We start from the raw sequence: 19,730 nt of genomic DNA on the forward strand, positions 1-19,730 counted from the left end.
GGTGTGTCTGCCTGTTTCACCACCCTACATTATGTTATGCAATTTTGAAAGAACGTTTCCTTTTTGTTAATTGCTTGATACAAATGTAAAGGAACAACCAATACCTTGCAAATATTTTAAACATTTAATTTTATTTTTATAATATTGATAAATATTCGTAAATTCGCTTATCATAATTCAAAAATATGCTTAAAAAAGACAATTCCAATTTAGAAATTGACAACCTCGACATCGATATATTGAAACAATTGATGCAGGATGCCACTAAACCTTATACAGAAATCGCTAAAGATCTGATTGTTTCGGGTGGAACGATACACGTTAGGATGAAGAAACTGCAGGAAATGGGCATTATTAAAGGCTCGCACTTAATCATTGATCCGCAGAAGGCTGGGTATGATATCTGTGCTTTTTTGGGTATTTACCTGGAGAAAGGAATCCAGTACAAAGATGCAGTTGCACAATTGAGCAAAATTAAAGAAGTAGTAGAATTGCATTATACTACCGGTGCCTACAGTATGTTTGCCAAAATTATCTGCAGGGATACCAATCATTTACGCCACGTTTTAAACGAAGAAATACAGGCCGTGAACGGTATTCAGCGCACGGAGACTTTAATCTCGTTAGAAGAGAGCATAAAGCGTCAGATTGAGCTGGGGTAAAGCAGAAAGACTAAAGGTGAAAGGCTAAAGCAAAAGATATTATTAAGAACATCGAGCTTAAATGATCTTATATGTCTTATATGGTAAAAATCATTAGGTAATGGTTAGTGGCTTATTTGAAAATGAGGGCTCAGTAATGCTTCGGGAACAATAGCCCCGTTATCTACTATAGCTCCGATAAAGGATCGGAGGCTGCCGCTGCTACCTGGTTTAGTAACAAAGGTTTGTGCAGGGTAAGCATCCAAGCAAAAATAGCATCAACTAAAGAGCCACCTAGGCCCGATTGAAGTGAACATGAAGCCGCAGGCGAAATAAAACGGAAAGCAGGAGGAAACGCAGATAGTTGTACAGAAACTGCTCTCCTAATTGCCTTTATATAATTTTTATCTGAAAATGAGCATTCAGTAATACTTCGGAAACAGCAGTCCCGTTATTCGCTATAGCTCCGATAAAGGATCGGAGGCTGCCACTGCTACCGGGTTTAGAAACAAAGGTTTGTGCAGGTAAGCACCCAGCCAAAAATAACACCACCTAAAGAGCCACCTAGGCCCGATTGAAGTGAAGATGAAGCCGCAGGCGAAATAAAACGAAAAGCGGGAAAAAACCCAGATAGTTCTACAGACGCTGCGCTCCTAATAGCTTTTATATAATTTTTTATTTGAAATGAGCATTCAATATTAATCGGGAACAGTAGTCCCGTTATTCGCTATAGCCGATGAAGAATCGGGCTGCCGCTACTACCGGGTTTAGGAACAAAGGTTTGTGTAGCTAAACACCCAGCCAAAAGTAGCACCACCTAACGAGCCACTTAGACCTGATTGGAGTGAGCATCCCGGCATTTTCAGTCGGGATAAAACGGAAAGCAGGAAGAAACCTGGATAATTATACAGGAATTGCTCTTCTAACCTTTAATATTATAATCTGATAACGAATGTCCTTCGACTACGCTCAGGGTGACATAACACTATAATACGTTGTTGTAAAAACTATTATTTTAGCTTAGTCGAGATATTAAGTCTGGAGCCAGGTTTATCAAGACAGATTTCTCGGCTGCGTTGCACTCCGCTCGAAATGACGGATCTATTTATTTCAACAACTGATAAGCAACAAGCGCAGCAACGTAAGCCATGGCTGTCATATAAGCCAATTGGATAACCGGCCATTTCCAGCCTTTAGTTTCGCGGTATACAATAGCTACTGTGCTCATACATTGCATGGCAAAAGCATAAAAAAGCATTAATGAAATGCCAGTAGCAAAAGTATATACAGGCAAACCGGTACGACTGTTAACCGAGGCCGACATGCGTTCTCTAATGGTGCTTGTATCCTCATCACCGCCATCGACGCTATAAATCGTAGCCATAGTACCTACAAAAGCTTCGCGGGCAGCAAAAGAGGTAATTAAACCAATGCCAATTTTCCAATCATAACCCAGCGGGCGGATGGCAGGCTCGATCCAATGGCCAAGAATGCCCACATAAGAGTTTTCCAATTTCTCGGTAGCCACCAGGGTTTTAATGTGATCTGTATTTTTTGTAGTATCGGCCAGAGCAGATTCGTATTTTTTATCGATACTTTCGAAACGGCTTCCCGGCCCGAAAGAGGCCATTACCCAAAGAATGATGGAAATGGCGATGATTACCTTACCCGCTTCGAAAACAAAAGTTTTTGATTTCTCGTACATGGTGTAGAACACATTTTTCCACCTTGGCATGCGGTAAACCGGCAACTCCATGATAAAATAAGATCTTTCTTTGGTTTTGATGATGAATTTCATTACCCAGGCCACCAGTACCGCAGCAATAATCCCTACCAGGTACATCACCATTAGCGCCAGTCCCTGCAGGTTAAAAACACCTAAAACGGTTTGAGAAGGAATAATTAACGAAATGATTAAAATATATACCGGAAGCCTTGCCGAACAGCTTACCAATGGGGTAACCATGATAGTAATCATCCTGTCTTTCCAGTTTTCGATATTTCTTGCAGCCATGATAGACGGAACTGCACAAGCCAAACCGCCGATCATCGGCACCACCGATTTACCGTTAAGGCCAACCTTGCTCATAATTTTATCCATCATAAAGGTAACACGGGCCATGTAGCCAGTATCTTCCAAAATGGATATAAAGGCAAAAAGGATTGCAATCTGTGGGATAAACACGAATATGCCGCCTAGCCCGGCAACAACACCATCCAATAACAGATCGGTAAGCATGCCCGCCGGCAAATATTCGTGACCGGTACTCGTTATAAAACCAAAACCAGTCTCAATCCAGTCCATTGGATAAGATGACCAGGCAAATATGGCATTGAAAATAACAAAAAGAATCAGCAAGAAAATGGCAAATCCCCATACTTTATGGGTTAAAATAGCATCTAATTTATCGCTGAAAGAAAACTTCTTTTCGGTACCCTTGTCAACAACCACATCAGATAAAATAGTACTGAGGTGTTTGTACCTGGCAATGGTTTCTGCAGCCTGAATTTTTGAAGACTCAAAATGGTGCGACTGCTCTATATTTTCAATTTCTTCCTGTTCTTTTTCGGTAAAGAAAGTTAAATGCTCATGTTGGTGCAAAACCTGCAGCGCATAATAATCGTTATCAGAATTAAGTTTCGATTTTATGGCATTAATAGCTTCAGGAGCCAGAAAATTCACATCTACATCCTGGAGCTGTGTGGCAATTTTATTGGTATTGGCAATAGCCTGTTTTAGTTTGTCAATCCCAATGTTGTTCCGTGCTGAAATGGGAACCACCTGGACACCCAGTTTCTCTGCAAGTTTATCCAGATTGATCTCGATCCCTTGTTTATCCGAAAGATCGATCATATTCAGGGCCAAAATCATAGGAATGCCTAAATCTGCCACTTGCGAATACAAAAGCATATTACGCTTTAAATTGGAAGCATCGGCAATGAGGACAATAACATCAGGATGGCTATTGTTTTTTTTATCTGCAAGTACTTGAAAAACGATGCTTTCATCAGCACTTTTCGGATATAAACTATACGTTCCCGGTAAATCTATTATTTCGGCTTCTTTACCATTGGCAAGTTTTGTAAAACCTGTTTTCTTATCGACAGTAATGCCTGGAAAATTTCCGATTTTTTGATTTAACCCTGTTAAACGGTTAAATAAAGTAGATTTACCTGTATTGGGATTACCAACTAACGCAACTTTAATATCCAAACCCAGCTTTTTATTGAATAATGATAACATCGGCTTCGCTTTTACGCAAGCAAAGCTGATAACCAGCAACACGGATCGCCATTGGATCGCCCAGAGGAGCAAAACGCTCTACTTCTACCACCTCACCCGGCAAGCAGCCCATCTCCATCAACTTTACAGACATATCTAAATCTGTAAAAGCTACAATTGTTCCTTTTTCTCCAACTTTTAGGTGCGACAGTTTCATGTGCTAAATTTGGCGCAAGTTAACCTTTCTTTAGATTTATTCCAAATAAGATAGTCGTGTGTGGGATATAAATTACACAGCTTTACCCTAAAATGATCTAGTTCCGCTGTCTGCCCCCGCCAAAGCCGCCACCGCCATTACCTCCACGGTTCCTGCCACCCTCTTCGCCTCCCCTGATGCGGTTTTTACCCCCCATGCGGTTAAGTGAATAGGTAAACGAAAACATAAAATAACGCTGCAGTACATTATAACTTACATCCTGGATGGTATTGTTATTGGCTGTACGGCTTACGCCCTGGTTTTCGTTCAGCAAATCGTTTACCGCCGCTTTAAAGGTTCCCCTGTTTTTAAAGAACTGTTTGCTGATGTAAGAATTAACCAGGGTAAAATGAGTATCAAAACCCTCTCCCCTTCCGGTATTCTGGTTATAATCGGCATCTATTGCCCAACGGATATCACCAGGGAATAAATAACTTACACTCACATTTGGACTAAAGGTATAATAACGCGTATTAGAATTAGGCTGAACCGAATAGGTTGCACGGTTAATCGAACCATTTAAACCAGCTGTTAAATCGAGCTTATCTAAATTGGAAACCAAGCGATAACCATTGGTAATAGACCAGCTATTGGTAATATTTTTTAAAGCGTTGGTAAAGTTTACATCCCTATCATAACTACCACTAACATTGATATGAAAGTTCAGCTTATTCTCTGCCATAATCGGCAAACTTAATGAAGAGGAAATAGACCCCGAGTAAACACCGTTTACATTCACTGGAGTAATAGCCAGTTTTCCCTGGTCTTCGCCACTTTGAATTAAGCTACTACTATTCGCAATCCGGTTTGAGGTTTGGGTAAGGTTTAAATTCACGAATAACGATCTGTTTTTTCCAACGGTAAACGTATTGTAGGCTACGCGAAGGGTATTATTGAATTCGGGTTTCAGATCGGGGTTACCAACGGGGATACTTTGTGTGTTGGTATTGTTCCGGATCGGCTGTAACTGCTGAATGGTTGGCTGGTTTGTGCTACCCCTATAGTTAAACACCAAGCGTTTACTGTTGCTAAAATTATACCTGAACATGGCCGAGGGCGTATAGTTGAAAATGTTCTGCTTGAGTACAAATCCCTTACTGATATTGTTATTTGTGCGATCAGTATTCTGAACCGCCATGCCCACATTCCAATTGTATTTTTTCGCCATTTTATTAAAGCTAAAACCTGCCGAGTTGGTTAAAATGGTATTTTCGTAGGCATTGCTAAAGGTTTCATCCAATAAATCGTATTGTAAGGTAGCTGGATTGAAATTATAGGTAAAACGATCGGATGTATTGTGGTTATAACCGTTCTGATAATTAAACTCCAAGCTCAAGGTTTTATCCAGGGGCTCGGTATATACCAATCTTGTATTCTGATTGATGGACTCGCTCTCCTGATCGTTAAACTGGTCGGTCGTTTTTTGAGTGGTCGTTCCGTTTTCTTTTCTGGTTTCAGGATTTGTATTGTAATTATCAGCATCGTTATTGTTGATGTTGGTACTGAAGTTTAATGAAAGTGTTCTTCCCCTTCGCATAAATTTTTTACGCAATAAAATGTTGTTGCTAATGGATGGTGCAGTATTATGATTTCTTAACGATTGTGATCCGGTAATCATATACTTATTAAAATCACGGGTATAGGTGCTGTTGTTTAAGCTCTCGTTATCGGTATAACTTAAATTCGGCTGTATCCGAAGTGATGTCAATGAATCAATCTTGGTATCAACCATAAAGTTTAAGCGGTGATTTAACCGATCGGAATTATTGGTCTGATTGTTCTTAAAAACCGTAGTTTCATCACCCAATAAATTTTGCCTTACACTGTTCGACAGAATAAGGTTGTCAGATTTATTAACGAAATAACTCAGGCTAATTTCGGTTTGATCGGCATATTCATCCGAAAAATTAAACCCGCCAGCCTTTGTATTGGTAATTCCGCCCCGGCCACCATTACTGCCGCCATTTCCTCCACCTAAACCACCACCAAAGTTTTGTTTGTTTACATTGTTGAACTGTGCAATTACGCTTAAGCGTTTGTCCTGATTAAAATGGTTGATGTTCGCATTTACATCGTAACGGTCGTTAGAACCATAACCTCCAGAACTGTTTCCGAAATAACCATTTTTCTTATCCTTTCTGGTGGTGATATTAATGATCTTGGTTCTCGAACCATCATCGATTCCGGTAAACTGTGCCTGATCTGACAGTTCATCAATAATCTGAATTTTATCGATCATATCGGCCGGAAGATTTTTAGTGGCCAATAAAGGATCGTTCCCAAAAAACTCTTTACCATCTACCTTAACTTTTGTAATGGTTTCGCCCTGGGCTTTTACTGTTCCGGCCTTATCTACCTCTACGCCTGGCAATTTCTTTAACAGATCCTCAACTACAGCATTCTCTACCACTTTAAACGAGCTTGCATTAAACTCGAGCGTATCCTTTTTTACTACAATTGGCGGAATTTCTGCTTTAATATCAACCGTTTGAAGGTCTATTGCGCCACCTTCTAAAACAATATCGCCCAAGGCCACATCTGTTTTATCTGCAGCGATTGTAAAATCTTTTGTAATATTCTTTAAGCCTAAAAATGCAGCATAAAGTCTGTAAGTACCCGGATTTAAGTTTTTGAAAACAAATTTTCCATCCTCGCTGGTACTCACTGCACCAACCATGCTCGAATCGGTTAGGTTTCTAACAGCCAAAGAAGCATAATCGATCGGTTTTTTATCTTTTGATTGAATAACCCGTCCGCTAACTGAACCCGTTTTCTGAGCGTAAACATAAAAAGATGATAAAATAAGTAGGAGCGTAAAAATTTGTTTCATTCGGTTAGTTTGGTTTATAGCATAGAGACTAGCGACTTTTACAAAGGTTTATTTTACTTAGGTAACATTTGAAATACACAAATGTCAATCACACATTTAATATGGAAACGAAATGGGCATAAAAAGAAAAGTCCCGATTTTCATCAGGACTCTCATTATTTTAAGCATTATACTTTACATTCTTATGCGCTGGCCGCCACCGCCACCGCGTTGACCTGGCATCTGCATATCTCCACTCATTGTTCTGCCACCAATACGGGTTAACGAATAAGTGAATGACAACATATAATAGCGTTTTAACACATTAAAGTTAACATCCTGAATTGATGTACCTGTAGCTGTTCTGCTTACTCCTGTATTCTGGTTAAGTGCATCATTAACAGAGAATTTAAATGTACCTCTGTTTTTAAAGAACTGACGGCTGATGTATGGATTAAGGATAGTATATTCCTGGTTATACAGATCGCCACCACCAAAATTTCTGAAATAATCAATATCTATGGCTAACCTGATATTGGCTGGCAATACATAACTTACATCGAAGCTTGGATTAATGGTATAAAACTGTGTATTGGCAGATTGTTGGGCTGAAAAGGATGAATTGGTATAGCTACCGGTGATACCACCCGTTAAATCAAATTTATCAACGTTGGTAACCAGTTTATAACCGTTGGAAATGGTATACGTATTGGTAATGTTTTTAACTGATGTGGTACCGCCCTGTGGAACAATGTAATTTACATTCCTGTTATAAGCTCCATTACCTGATATATTTAAGGTTAATTTACGCTCTGCCATTAAAGGTAAAGACCATGTTGCATTAGCATTACCTGCATAAACACCATCAACATTAATATAACTCACCTGTTGAATACCACTAGGCAGCTGTGCAACACTATTACCGATACTGTTGAAAGTTTGTGTCAAATTTAGTCCTGCAAAGAAAAATCTACCGTTTTCAATATTAAAGTTATTGAAATTAATCCTTAACTGGTTATTAAAAGAAGGTTTTAAAGCTGGGTTACCTACATAAATAGTTTGCGAATTTGTATTATCAGGAATTGGCTGAATCTGATCGATGCTTGGTTGAGTGGTAGAACCACGATAATTAATAAACAAGCGTTTACGGTTGCTAAAGTTATACCTGAACTGCGCAGAAGGGGTAATATTAATAAAATTCTGCGTACGCTTTAAGCCAGTAGTTAAATTCGTGTTCACCCTGTTGGTTTGCTGTGCAGCTACTCCAATATTCCAGTTATACTTTTTCTCTGTTGTTGTTAAACTAACGCCTGCCGCATTGGTAAGGGTACGGTTATTATAAATATTCGAGAAAGTATTGTCTACAAGGTCATATTGCAAAGTTAAAGGATTGTAATTAAGAACATCTCTTTGCGAATCGCTATTTGAATACCCATTCTGGTAATTAAATTCTACACTTAAGGTTTTATTTAAGGGCTCAGTATAAACTAATCGTGTCGTATTATTAATCGAATGACTGCTTGTATTATTCAACTGGTTGGTTAATGAATCTCTCTTTGAAGTACCAGTGGTAATCGTTTCATCTCTATAGTTAAGATTCGTACCATTATTATCATTAATACTGGTACTAACGTTTAACGAAAGGGTACGACCTCTACGTTTAAAACTTTTTCTTACTAATAAATTATTGCTAAACGCAGGCGTAGCTGCAGTTGTCGTGTTCCGTTGTAAACCTTCTGTTAATGAAGTTATAAAATTACGGGTATAGTCTGTAACGCTGTTCCCATCAGTTTCGGTATAGGTTACATTGGGTTGAATCTTGATCGATAACGAAGGGTCTATTTTAGTATCAACCATAAAATTGAAACGATGGTTGATCCGATCTGTAGTATTATCTAATTTCTGATTAATATCGGTTGTTCCTGTACCTAAAAGATTTTGTGTGCGCGAATTCTGCAACAGTTCGGATGTTGCTTTGTTAAAGAAATAACTGGCCTGAAACTGGGTCCCATCTTTATAGGTATCTGCAAAGTTTAAACCCGCTGCATTTGTATTGGTGATACCACCATTTCCACCAGCGCTACTTCCGCCTCCACCGCCGCCAAAACCGCCGCCTCCACGACCACCACCGCCTCCAAATCCGTTGCCTACACCACCGCCCTGACCAAAGTTTTGTTTGTTCACGTTGTTAAACTGGCCAATAAAACTAATCTGCCTGTCTTCATCAAACTTGTTGACGTTCAAACTTGCATCATATCGGTCATTGGAACCGTAGCCTACCGTACTGTTTCCAAAATAACCATGTTTCATGCCGCTTTTGGTTGTAATGTTCAGGATTTTATTTCTTGTTCCATCATCAATACCGGTAAACTGGGCCTGCTCGGAAAGCTCGTCAATTACCTGAATCTTATCAACCATATCGGCAGGAAGATTCTTTGTAGCCAATAAGGGATCGTTTCCAAAAAATTCTTTTCCATCCACCTTTACTTTGGTAATGGTTTCGCCCTGGGCTTTAATACTTCCATCTTTTGCCACCTCTACGCCTGGTACTTTTTTTAATAAATCTTCTACAACGGCATTTTCGCGTACCTTAATAGATTTGGCATCAAATTCAATGGTGTCTTTCTTTACCACAATTGGAATGGTTGCGGTAACGTTAACATCTTTTAAATCAACGCCATCGTCGCTCATGGCAATTTCGCCGGCATTTACTGCTGCTTTAGCCACTTCTATATCTTTAGTAGCTGTTTTTAAACCTAAAAAGGCGGAGTAGATTCTATATTTACCTGGGGCAATGCCCTTAAAACTAAAAGATCCATCCGGATTGGTTTGCCCTGAAGCAACAACACTCGAATCTTTTAAGCTCTTAACTGCTATTGTAGCAAAGTCAACCGGCTTTTTATCTTTCGCGTTAATTACTTTACCGCTTATTGAGCCAGTATTTTGAGCCTGGGCAATATATCCACAAAATAGGAGCACAATGAATATTGCCCGCTGAACGTTTTTTTTCATCAAAAAATTAGATATTATAATACAAAACTAAGCTATCAGACTAGGGAAAGGCGCAAAGGTTTGTTAAGGTGTGTTAAAAGCTTGGTAACATTTTAAATACAGCTTTTTAGCAAGGCGATCAGACCTAAAAGGAAGGTCGATCGAAGAGGGGATTATTTTTGTGGCGAAGGATAAGTTTTGTAGTACACTTTTGGACAGTTACAGTTCTTTTTAAAGATACTGCATCCACTTAAACCTATGGCCACAATTACACAGATGATACTAACTTTCGTTTTCATTGATTTTATTTTATTTTCAATTGCAATGAAGCTATTCCGGATACATTAATTGTTTTTGGTAAGCGGCGTATTCGTCATGGTTTCATTGAAATTTAATTTATGAAGCAATACATAACTAAAAACTGCCATAGATGCACCTAACATGTCGCAGCCAAAATCCCACCATTCTGCAGACCGGTAGGTAAAAACTTTCCATTGTAACAGTTCAATTCCGCCTCCAAGTACTGCATTGATAAGCAATATTTTAAAAATGGTTAATGTTCTGAAAGCAAAGGTATGCTGATATCTTATTTTCCCGTAGAAGAGTAATACAGATAAGACAAAGAAAAAACCCATATGGGTCATTTTATCAAAGCCTTTAAAGAAAAAACCGCTTCCACCTACCGAATCGGAAATTTCCATATTACAAAGCACTAAAACCACTATGGTCCATAGAACGGCCCATTTTTGCTGTTTCAGTGCTTCGTACAAAATATAATAATTAAGCCCCTACCAGTTCCTGGTAAGCTTCTGCTGTTAATAAATCCTCTACCTCAGCTAAATCAGCTAAAGATACTTTTACCATCCAACCTTTTCCATAAGGATCAGAGTTTACCAATTCCGGATTGTCGTTTAGCTCAGCATTAACTTCTAATACCGTGCCCGTAACCGGCATATATAAATCAGACACCGTTTTAACAGCTTCTACAGTACCAAAAACTTCTTCTTTTGCTACTTCGCTGCCTACGGTATTGATATCAACATAAACAATATCACCTAATTCGCGCTGAGCGAAATCAGTAACACCGATAATAGCTTCGTTACCTTCAACTTTAACCCACTCGTGGTCTTTAGTGTATTTTAATTCTGATGGAAAATTCATTATAATTTAACTTATTGAATATGAGTATTTTGTATTAGTTCTATTTTGATTGTTGCACACGTAATTGCAAACATTTATTCATTTGCTCATAATTCTAAGTATGTCAACGGCCCAAAAGTACAATTTAGTTTCACCAATAGCAACGCCTTAAAAAAAAGTTTTATCTATCAATCGATTCCATCTATTTAATTAACTTGGCTTGTTGTAAATACCGTAAAATGATTACATAGAAAACGAATTAAGCTATTAAGGGAATTGTTGATTGATATAAACCAACAATTCCCTGCTTGATAAGGAAGGTCTTCAGTATTACGGTAAAATAAAAACAGGTAAGCTATTACTACTAAGCCAAAAAGCTTGTGTACAACCTGATTTATATTCATTGTAGTAGTCAGACAAGTTTGGATACGAAGCAATTAATTCATCTATATGGGCTAATTTTGCATTAATATAGTTCACATTTGCTTGTCTAATTTGAAAAGCGGTACCTGTTAGTGATTTAACAGTAATATAGCAATTAGCCGCTGTACATTTATCTGGTGTAGTTTCCGATAAATCAGTGCCTCCATATTCATCAATTTTATAATAAGCAACTACAGGATTGTAAATATTGGTATTTGCGAACAAATCTTTAGTTTCGAGTAACACCTCCTTAATCCCTTTTGCAAGTCCACAGCCAGTGCTCATTGATCCAGTAACCGCGCAATGGGTGTCATAATAATAACCTGCCGTTACCGGATCACCAGATACTGGAGTAGGGGGAGTGTGACCTGGTCCAGTTTCACAAACATCACCAATTCCATTCCCATTCGTATCTTCCTGGCCAGGATTGTAATTATTGGGACAGTTATCAGAATAGTCGGGGTGTCCGTCACAATCAGAATCATCTAGATAAGGGCATGGTGTACCATCAGCTCGTAAATTCCTATTACCTTTGAACGTTGTAAGTTCTGGTTCTTCATTAGTAAATTGCTTCTCACAGCCTACAATAAAAAAGGCAAACAGCAATGCTAATCCAATTAGTTTAATTTTTTTCATAGTTTTAATTATTAGTTTATCCTGCTGTAAGATAGTATTAAAAATTAAGTCTAACTAGTTATGCATTCATGAATTATTAATACGAATCTCAAATCTTGTCTTGTATTTTAAACACTGAATTGGACTGCTTTATATTAGCTTGCAAAGCATATCTCTATAGGTTGGCATACAATTAATTTGCAACCGATCTATCCCATACTGGGCGTTTCACTTTAATTCCTACGCACCATCGTTACATATAAAAGTTCTAAAAATATTTTCCATTTTATAAATATAGAAACATATCGGCAATGGCTGCGGCCTTACGTGCATGCGTAGTGATGTCGGTTAATTTCCAAAACATGAAAATTTGAGTTCGACGTGGTTAATCGAACTCAAATTTTTAAATCCCAAAATGCAGTCTAATTCAATGTAAACCTTAAGCTAAATCCAAAGTTACTGAACGAAGTATTAAAAGTTTGCGAAGTATAAGGCTTGGTAATATTCGAATCGTAAAACAATTTGATATTAAATTTCTGATTCAACACATAATCTACACTCGGCCTTAATGTAATGTTCTTCGCGCCTGAAGAAACTTCGGCTTCGGTCACATCTGCACGGTAAATAACGGTTTTATTATCGCGGATAGCCACATCCAGTTTGAAATCCATGTTGTTATCCATTTTGAGGCTTTTAAACCATCCAAATGGGAAACGGAATTTATTGGTACGGTAGCCCAATCCTAAAACCATATTGTTTTCTGATAACTGCGCCAATTGGCTGTTTGATAAACTTAATCCCAATAAACGTGAACGGTTTAATTCGAAAGAAGCGGTCAGGTTATTTTTAAACCTGGTATCAACACCAACCAACGGAGAAAAATATTCAGAAATGGTTACCTGAGCAAACTGGTATTCCGGTAAAAAGTTATTATTTACATCTCTACTGCTAACCGCACCATTGGTTTCCTGGTAGCGCAATAATGAGTTAAAACCATTAATATTGTAGGCAGAGCGATAGCCGTGTCTGATATCGACAGACGAAAACTTATCGGCGATAAAAGGAATACGTGTTAAACCGCTATAGGTTAAACTCCAGTTTGGAAGTGGAATTTTAGGGAAGGCGTTCATTTTCGTTTTCCCGGCATCTTTGCCCGAATAAGCAGCCATAAAAGCAGAGATAATTACATCCTGACTTTCTTTGCTATAACCATCGGCATAACCGCCGTTTACACCCCCTGAATTTGGATTCTGAGCACCCAATCTTCTGGAGATAATGATCCTATTCGCCATAAACTGGTTAAACAGACCCGAAATTACCGTTGAATTATTTTCTTTGAAAGCCGTACCCAAAGCAATATACGATACGCTATAATCGCCCGTGGTGATAGCACTTAAGTTTTCGAACGATGATACACTGGCTACATACCTGAAATTGGTAGAAAAGTTTCTTGTTTGCGCCTTATTGGCTTTTAGCGTAATCCGTAAATCTTTAAATGGCTCTACCTGCCCGGTAAGCTGAAAATCTTCTCTGAGTGTGTTTACATACAGTTGGTTCTGTAAGGTATCAGTGGTTAGCCATCCGTTGTTTAATGCCATATCGCGAATATCGCGCTGACTTCCGAAAGCAAAGCCCAAGCCGGGTGCCCCCGTTGCATTATCGATACCAAAATACCTGGTGGTTGGCAGATAGCCCGGCAAGAAAATACCTTTGGTTTGTACAAAGCTGGCATTAACGTTTTTTACACTCGTTAATAGATTAATAAAAAATGTCTTAGCACCACTTCCTTCCTGGTCGTTGCCTGCCTTTCTGATAAAACCAAACTTGTTGTATAAAGTAGTTAGGTTTAAGGTTGGGTTTATCTGTACCGTTCTGCTGTTCTGTACCGTATTACCCAAATTAATATTCGGATCGCGTAAAGTAGAAAGCGGCTCAGTTTGCCAGTTAAAGTTGGTACCATAACGGGTTTTTACGGTAATCCAGTTTAGTCCTGGTATTTTATCAATTGGCAGGTTATAAGTAACGTTTAAATTATGGTTATAATCGGTTGTACGCCCTAAACGTTTTAAGTTTTGCCAAACGGTATCACGTTTTAAACCGTCAAGTCTTCCATCCGGTTCATCAATGATCGAATAATTTGTGGCATTAAAATCTAACTGTAACGAACGGGTAAGGTTCCAGGCGACACCATAAATCCTGCTCATGGTAAAGTTCTTGTTAAAGGTGGTACCGTAGCCACTCTGGTAAACCCCGATGGTATTATTCGGATCGTTATTCCGTAAGGTATTTTCTGAATATAAGCGATCTACATCTATTCTGAAATTAATGGCACTTGGAAAAATACTAAAGTTGAAATCCTTCAATAAAGCCAGCATGTTTGATTTAATAATCTTTTCAAACGGCGCTATTGTTTTGGCTTCTTTAGAATAACTGTACTGCAGCGATGCCCTATAGGTATTCTGAATGCTGCTCTGATTAATAAAATCGCGATGATTATATTGGGTATAAGCATAACTTGCGGCAAAATTTTCAATATCCCACAGCCTTATAGGTTTACTGTTATTAGTGCGCTCTTTTCTAACATTGGTAAAGTTTATGCCTCTTCTAACGGTATAATCCTGTGCAAAGTTTAAAATCGAATCTTTTTGTTCTTTTGTCGACTGCTCTAGCGCATTTTTAAGCTCGATATCTGGCGTTCTTGGATTGTACTGCGGAGTAGAAACCTGTTTAGAGTAACTCACAAACATTGGGATTTTCACACCCGATTTTTGCGGCAGAAACTTACCTAATTCCATAGCAGAAGAAACATCAAGCAATACATTATCCGCACGGTTCCGCTCGCTCACCTTCGAATCGATAGATCCGAAACCGATGGTAGATTTACTTCCGGAAATATTTACATCTGCAAAATCAGCCAATTTTAAGTTCAATCTTCCGGTAGCTGCCCAACCGCCTTTTTCGTCAAATTCAGTTAACCTCAATTCGTTAAACCAAACCAGTGCATTTTTATCAAGGCCATCGTCATTCCGTTCATCACTGGCAGCACGGAGCGGATTTTTAATCCCTACCATATACACCCTAACCTTGCTCATATCAGGTTGCCCTTTAACTATAATAGTTCTATTTCCGTCGGTATAGGTAAATGGAACATTTGTAGGCCATGGTTGTCCGTTGGCTTGTTTAGCTACGTTACGGGCCAGCTTGGCATTTTGGAAAAGTGTTAAATCAATATCCATTCTATTGGCTTCCGGCCAAATGGCATCAGGATCGCTTGTACCCGGATTGGTTACCTTTAACGGGATTACATATTCATAATAATTATCCTGGTTATCGGTTCCGATTCTTAAGAATGCGGCAACATCATTATCATTTAAAATTTGATTATTAACAGCCTCGGCATGAATAAACATTTCCAAATGTTTGTAAGACCTGAAATCGCTATAGGCTGTTTTAAATGCTGCTCTACCATAGCCATCTCTTAACGATTTTACAATAACCGATAGCGATTGCTCATTTAAACGTGTATCGCCACGATAGTTGCTATAGTCGCGCTCGCGAAGAATGCCCGGAGGGGTAACATATGGAATCGGTGAACGCTTTCCATTTTCTTCAATATTTACTGTCGAAACTTCAATAGTAGAATTATCAGGGGTAAGTGCGGGCAACGATGGATCGACGATTACCTGTGCAGCTTGGTTGGAAGCATTATATTCTCTCCACTCCCCACGGATTAACTGCAACTTGGCAAAACGCATCACCGCAGTATCAGCGAAATTGGTCATAAACATCCTGAAAAAACGGATCGATTTAAAATCCTGGATACCGCCTACTTTCTCCTGGTACTGACCGATTGGGATTCTGAATTGATACCATGAAACGGCCTGGGTATTTCCATTGGCCAATTTTACCTGCGAGGTAACCTTATCGGTAATAAAGTTCTGACCAACATTTAAATCTCCCGGGCGGATAGAAACTTTATACTGAAAATACTCATCACTTTGCGTCATGTTATTATCGCGGTTGATGTCTTCCCCATCGGGTAAAGAAGTAGATGCAGAATTTTCAAGTCCTAGTTCTTCTTGCGACTGTTGCGAAGTTTTAGAGTTTCCTTCCGTTCCATTATATTTTTCGTAGCGTTTAAGAATACCCGCGTTGATCTGATCTAATGCCGGACCTCTGAAATAAGTATAATTATCTGATGATGGATCGGCATCAAGTGCGGCAGAAGCGGTGGCATTTAACTGCGATTTAATCTGCGTAATTGCCGCAACAAATTTTACTTTTTCATCAGCATCTGATAATCCATCCAAACCCACATCCTGTGCTCTACGCGAACTGGCATTGTTATCGAAAGCCTGTACAACGGGTTGCAATTTGGGTACACGGCCCCAAGCGGTTTCTTCGTATTTGCTTGGGTCGTTTGTGGCTGGCAGACCATTTTCTAAGGATTTTCTGCCATCCTTAAGAATATCTTCTGAGATATTTCCCAAGTTAAAATACATGTCGCCACCGGTAGAATTTGGCTTATAGATGAATGGATCCATTACCCAAAACTCAATAAAACCCACATTTAAGGCTTCAAAATCGTTGGTTTCGATTTTTCTTTGGAAACCTCCCCAGTTATTTTTAGGCTGCAATAATGTTCCATCCGGTCTAAAATCTGTAGGGCGGAAGTTATATGGCCCCCTAACAGTTGGATAATAAGCCACATCGAAAGTGGTAATGTTTAAGGCCTGCCCGGTTGCCGTTTCTTTAAACGGAAAAACCTCCTGCTCAATTACCTCTCTAACATAGTGATTGGAAAGTTCTCCCCGGTTGCCCCTGATATTTGCAGGAGTGGTAGATGCCGCCGAATTATAAAAAGTTGGGTCGATGTTATAAAATGCAATTCTTGCCCGGTTGTAACCGTAAGATAAATCGTTGGATTTATCAAACTCTGAGAAAAGCTGTGGCGTACCTGATAGCTGCCAGGCAATGGCACTCTTTAAATCGATTACCGATCTGGATGCTTCGAAATCATCCAAGTAACTTACTCCGTTTTTACTGCCGGCAAAATTCAATGCCCTTGGGTGCCCAGGGATCAATTGTGCAAACTCTCCATAAAACGTTACACTCGAAGGTGCTTTGGTTGAAATGAACGGAAGTTTATCAACCAGTTTTGTTAAAAATCTTGATGGCGAGCTGTAGTTAATATCTGCTCCCCAAATGGTATTTGAAATAGGCTCTTCGCCGATGTTTACCTTTTGGGTTAAAGGTTTCTCGGTCAGGTTCATGATAGTACCGCCCAGATTTAGTTTATTGTTTACACGGTAATCTAAACGGGTTCCAAAAAGTGATCGTTGCTGCAGGCCAAAGGTTTCACTGTTTTCAGTAGTGATCCGAATCGGTTGACCAGACACCAAAAGTGCCTGGTTGATGATGCTCACCCGGCCACCCTGATAATCGACAGTAAAATCTATCCCCTCAGTTAATGGCATTGTTCCTGCAAAAACCTTTACCGATCCTTCCGGAACGTTAATGGCATTTAAACTAAATTCAGAAGAAATATCAGATTGGTAATTTACCTTAATGGTGTACCTGTTCTGGTTTTGGAACAACTGCTTAGCGATGGTTTGGGTTGAATCGTAAAGCGCAGTAAAAGTATATTTATTGATCAATGCCTGCTCGCTCGGTAAAAACTTCGCAGCTAAATCTTTACCAAATGGCTCAATCACAGGGAAAATAATTCTTCCATTTGCCGGATCGATGGTGATATAACCCGAATTGGTATTGGTTACCAACGAAGTTTGTCCATTGCTCCCCACGCCGAACATACTCGCCTGATTGGCATTGCTTGCGGTAGAATAAGACCCAAAAGCATTATTTGTGGCCACGAAATCGAAAACTCCATCGGGCCTGCGTTCATTTTGCTGGTTCAAACGATCAAATTCAGTTAAGGCAATCCACTGCTTATTTGCAGTATTTTGTCCTTCAGTCATTACCGGGTTATCCACACCGGTTTCGTTATCGATACGGTAAATATCAAGTTTAAAATTCTGACTGCTGATCTGGTACCCTCCGATAGAGTAAATATTTTTCATCATCAGATCCCATGTTGGCAATTGGATCTTGGTGGTTTCGTTCTTTAACAATTTAGCATAAAGTACTTTTGGATTTGCCGCATCAAAAGAAACATCGGTAGAAAACTCACCTACCTGATATTCCACACCGTTGTAGGTATAACGGTAGGCAACAGCTAAAACCTCATCAGCATTTAATGGGTTGTTCAACGATAAATAACCCAACTGTGGCTGAAAGGTAAACTCACGCTCGGTTAACTTTCTGGCGTAAACCAGTTTAGCAAAGTTATCGGTATTGCTGCTATTGGCCGGTGTTGTCTGGAAGAAAGAAAGGACGGCATTAGAATTTGTCTGTCTTATAGCACCGCCCTGATAAGCATTTAACTGCGAGATCAAGTTGTTAGACTGTTGCGGGAAACCCGTAGCGGTAGTTCCTGCCGGCAGACCGGAAGTTCCTCCGGTAATTAAATTATTGTTAAAAGGAACATTTTCACCCAAATCCATCAAACCCAATACATCTCTGGAGTCGGTAGTATTACCTGCCTTATTGGTAATCCATACCTCAATTTTGGTAATCTGAATCGGAGAGGTAATAATAGGTGCGTTAGCAAGATTTTTATTGTAGTTATTCCTAAAATATTGTGAGAGGAAATAGTGTTTATTGGCTTCGTAGCTATCAATATTTACCGTGGTGGTATTTTGTTGCGCCCCATTGGTAATTTTAATTTCCCGTGATTGAGATTTTTGTTGCGTGTAAACACTTGTTACGTTTAAACGCCCAAATTTTAATTGTGTTTTAATACCGAAGAGTGCCTGGGTTCCGGTAATTAAAGAGGTATTTAAAGGCAAGCTTACATTACCCGCTTCAATTTTTTGGATAATATCATCAGGTCCGCCGGTATAATCGAGCTTAATCTGATTTTCGAAATCAAATTGGGCCTCGGTATTGTAATTACTTTTAATTTTTAGTTTGGTTCCGATATTACCAACCAGATCCATCTGGATTCTTTGGTTAAAATCGAAATTGGTCTGTACCCTTTGTCTTTCGTTAAAAAGCGGGTTTTCATTCTTATTTACCCGGCCTAAAAAGGTGAGTTCTGCCTCTCCACGGGGCTGAATATCAATGGTTGTTCCACCAAATAATTTTTCGAAAGCTTTGCTGTTTACCTGGATCTGAGGAATGATGCCAGTGCTTCTGTAATCACTTACTTCTGCATTTGAAATGCTACGCCAGTTACCGCGTTTTATCTCGCTGTTAACCAATCGCTGGTATTCATCAATGGTTAAATATTGTGTGTTTAAAACAAATTTTTCGCCAATTAACTCCTTTACCACATAACGTTTATTCTTGGCATCGTATTCTACAACACGTTTTAAATTGCTAGGTGCCGGATAAAACGGATTAACGGCCGGACTAAGTCCTAAATGCTCTTTCTCGCGTAAACTAAAATTATTTTTTGGGGTAATAGTATCCGCTTTGCTTGGAACAACTTGAGAGAAAGCGTTTTGAGAAGCAATTAAGAAAAGAGGGATGAGAAACAGAAATGTAGATATTCTCTTCAAAGGCAGTAGA

The 19,730-nt window shown here is 39.1% G+C and carries 10 protein-coding genes; 1 reads left to right on the plus strand and 9 read right to left on the minus strand.

Annotated elements, in window-relative coordinates; all coding sequences use genetic code 11:
• The first annotated feature begins 185 nt into the window (after window positions 1-185).
• Window positions 186-662, plus strand: coding sequence for an Lrp/AsnC ligand binding domain-containing protein (locus J7E57_RS14005; RefSeq protein WP_025145395.1), 477 nt, complete (start codon window positions 186-188; stop codon window positions 660-662).
• 1,084 nt (window positions 663-1,746) lie between these two features.
• Here the strand turns inward: J7E57_RS14005 and feoB are convergent.
• The 9 genes from feoB to sprA all read right to left on the minus strand — a co-directional run bounded on the left by feoB (window position 1,747) and on the right by sprA (window position 19,720).
• The gene (feoB, locus tag J7E57_RS14010) at window positions 1,747-3,885 is read right to left on the minus strand and encodes a ferrous iron transport protein B (protein WP_215124886.1); all 2,139 of its coding nucleotides are present in this window, start codon (window positions 3,883-3,885) and stop codon (window positions 1,747-1,749) included.
• Window positions 3,866-4,081, minus strand: coding sequence for a ferrous iron transport protein A (locus J7E57_RS14015; RefSeq protein WP_055913318.1), 216 nt, complete (start codon window positions 4,079-4,081; stop codon window positions 3,866-3,868). The genes feoB and J7E57_RS14015 overlap by 20 nt, the downstream gene beginning before the upstream one ends.
• 97 nt (window positions 4,082-4,178) lie before the next feature.
• On the minus strand, window positions 4,179-6,950 hold the full coding sequence (locus tag J7E57_RS14020) for an outer membrane beta-barrel family protein (RefSeq protein ID WP_215124885.1): 2,772 nt from the start codon (window positions 6,948-6,950) through the stop codon (window positions 4,179-4,181).
• Window positions 6,951-7,124: 174 nt separating this feature from the next.
• On the minus strand, window positions 7,125-9,941 hold the full coding sequence (locus J7E57_RS14025) for an outer membrane beta-barrel family protein (RefSeq protein WP_215124884.1): 2,817 nt from the start codon (window positions 9,939-9,941) through the stop codon (window positions 7,125-7,127).
• A gap of 152 nt (window positions 9,942-10,093) precedes the next feature.
• Window positions 10,094-10,219 carry a hypothetical protein gene (locus J7E57_RS27275; protein WP_262897863.1) on the minus strand — a complete coding sequence of 42 codons (126 nt, stop codon included), beginning with the start codon at window positions 10,217-10,219 and terminating at the stop codon, window positions 10,094-10,096.
• Between the two features lie 45 nt (window positions 10,220-10,264).
• Window positions 10,265-10,690 (minus strand): VanZ family protein, encoded by a 426-nt coding sequence (locus J7E57_RS14030; RefSeq protein WP_251029917.1) that lies wholly within the window; start codon window positions 10,688-10,690, stop codon window positions 10,265-10,267.
• Between the two features lie 10 nt (window positions 10,691-10,700).
• On the minus strand, window positions 10,701-11,081 hold the full coding sequence (gcvH, locus tag J7E57_RS14035) for a glycine cleavage system protein GcvH (RefSeq protein WP_108197822.1): 381 nt from the start codon (window positions 11,079-11,081) through the stop codon (window positions 10,701-10,703).
• A gap of 309 nt (window positions 11,082-11,390) precedes the next feature.
• Window positions 11,391-12,119 carry a thrombospondin type 3 repeat-containing protein gene (locus J7E57_RS14040; RefSeq protein ID WP_215124883.1) on the minus strand — a complete coding sequence of 243 codons (729 nt, stop codon included), beginning with the start codon at window positions 12,117-12,119 and terminating at the stop codon, window positions 11,391-11,393.
• Between the two features lie 401 nt (window positions 12,120-12,520).
• Window positions 12,521-19,720, minus strand: a complete 7,200-nt coding sequence (gene sprA, locus J7E57_RS14045; protein ID WP_215124882.1) for a cell surface protein SprA — start codon at window positions 19,718-19,720, stop codon at window positions 12,521-12,523.
• Window positions 19,721-19,730 lie beyond the last annotated feature (10 nt).

It is taken from the genome of Pedobacter sp. ISL-64, from assembly GCF_018613605.1.
Classification (GTDB): domain Bacteria; phylum Bacteroidota; class Bacteroidia; order Sphingobacteriales; family Sphingobacteriaceae; genus Pedobacter.

Excerpts from the sequence above, each read along its gene's own strand:
- J7E57_RS14005 (WP_025145395.1), top strand. The coding sequence starts at position 186 with ATGCTTAAAAAAGACAATTCCAATTTAGAAATTGACAACCTCGACATC.
- feoB (WP_215124886.1), bottom strand. The coding sequence starts at position 3,885 with ATGTTATCATTATTCAATAAAAAGCTGGGTTTGGATATTAAAGTTGCG.
- J7E57_RS14015 (WP_055913318.1), bottom strand. The coding sequence starts at position 4,081 with ATGAAACTGTCGCACCTAAAAGTTGGAGAAAAAGGAACAATTGTAGCT.
- J7E57_RS14020 (WP_215124885.1), bottom strand. The coding sequence starts at position 6,950 with ATGAAACAAATTTTTACGCTCCTACTTATTTTATCATCTTTTTATGTT.
- J7E57_RS14025 (WP_215124884.1), bottom strand. The coding sequence starts at position 9,941 with ATGAAAAAAAACGTTCAGCGGGCAATATTCATTGTGCTCCTATTTTGT.
- J7E57_RS27275 (WP_262897863.1), bottom strand. The coding sequence starts at position 10,219 with ATGAAAACGAAAGTTAGTATCATCTGTGTAATTGTGGCCATAGGTTTA.
- gcvH (WP_108197822.1), bottom strand. The coding sequence starts at position 11,081 with ATGAATTTTCCATCAGAATTAAAATACACTAAAGACCACGAGTGGGTT.
- J7E57_RS14040 (WP_215124883.1), bottom strand. The coding sequence starts at position 12,119 with ATGAAAAAAATTAAACTAATTGGATTAGCATTGCTGTTTGCCTTTTTT.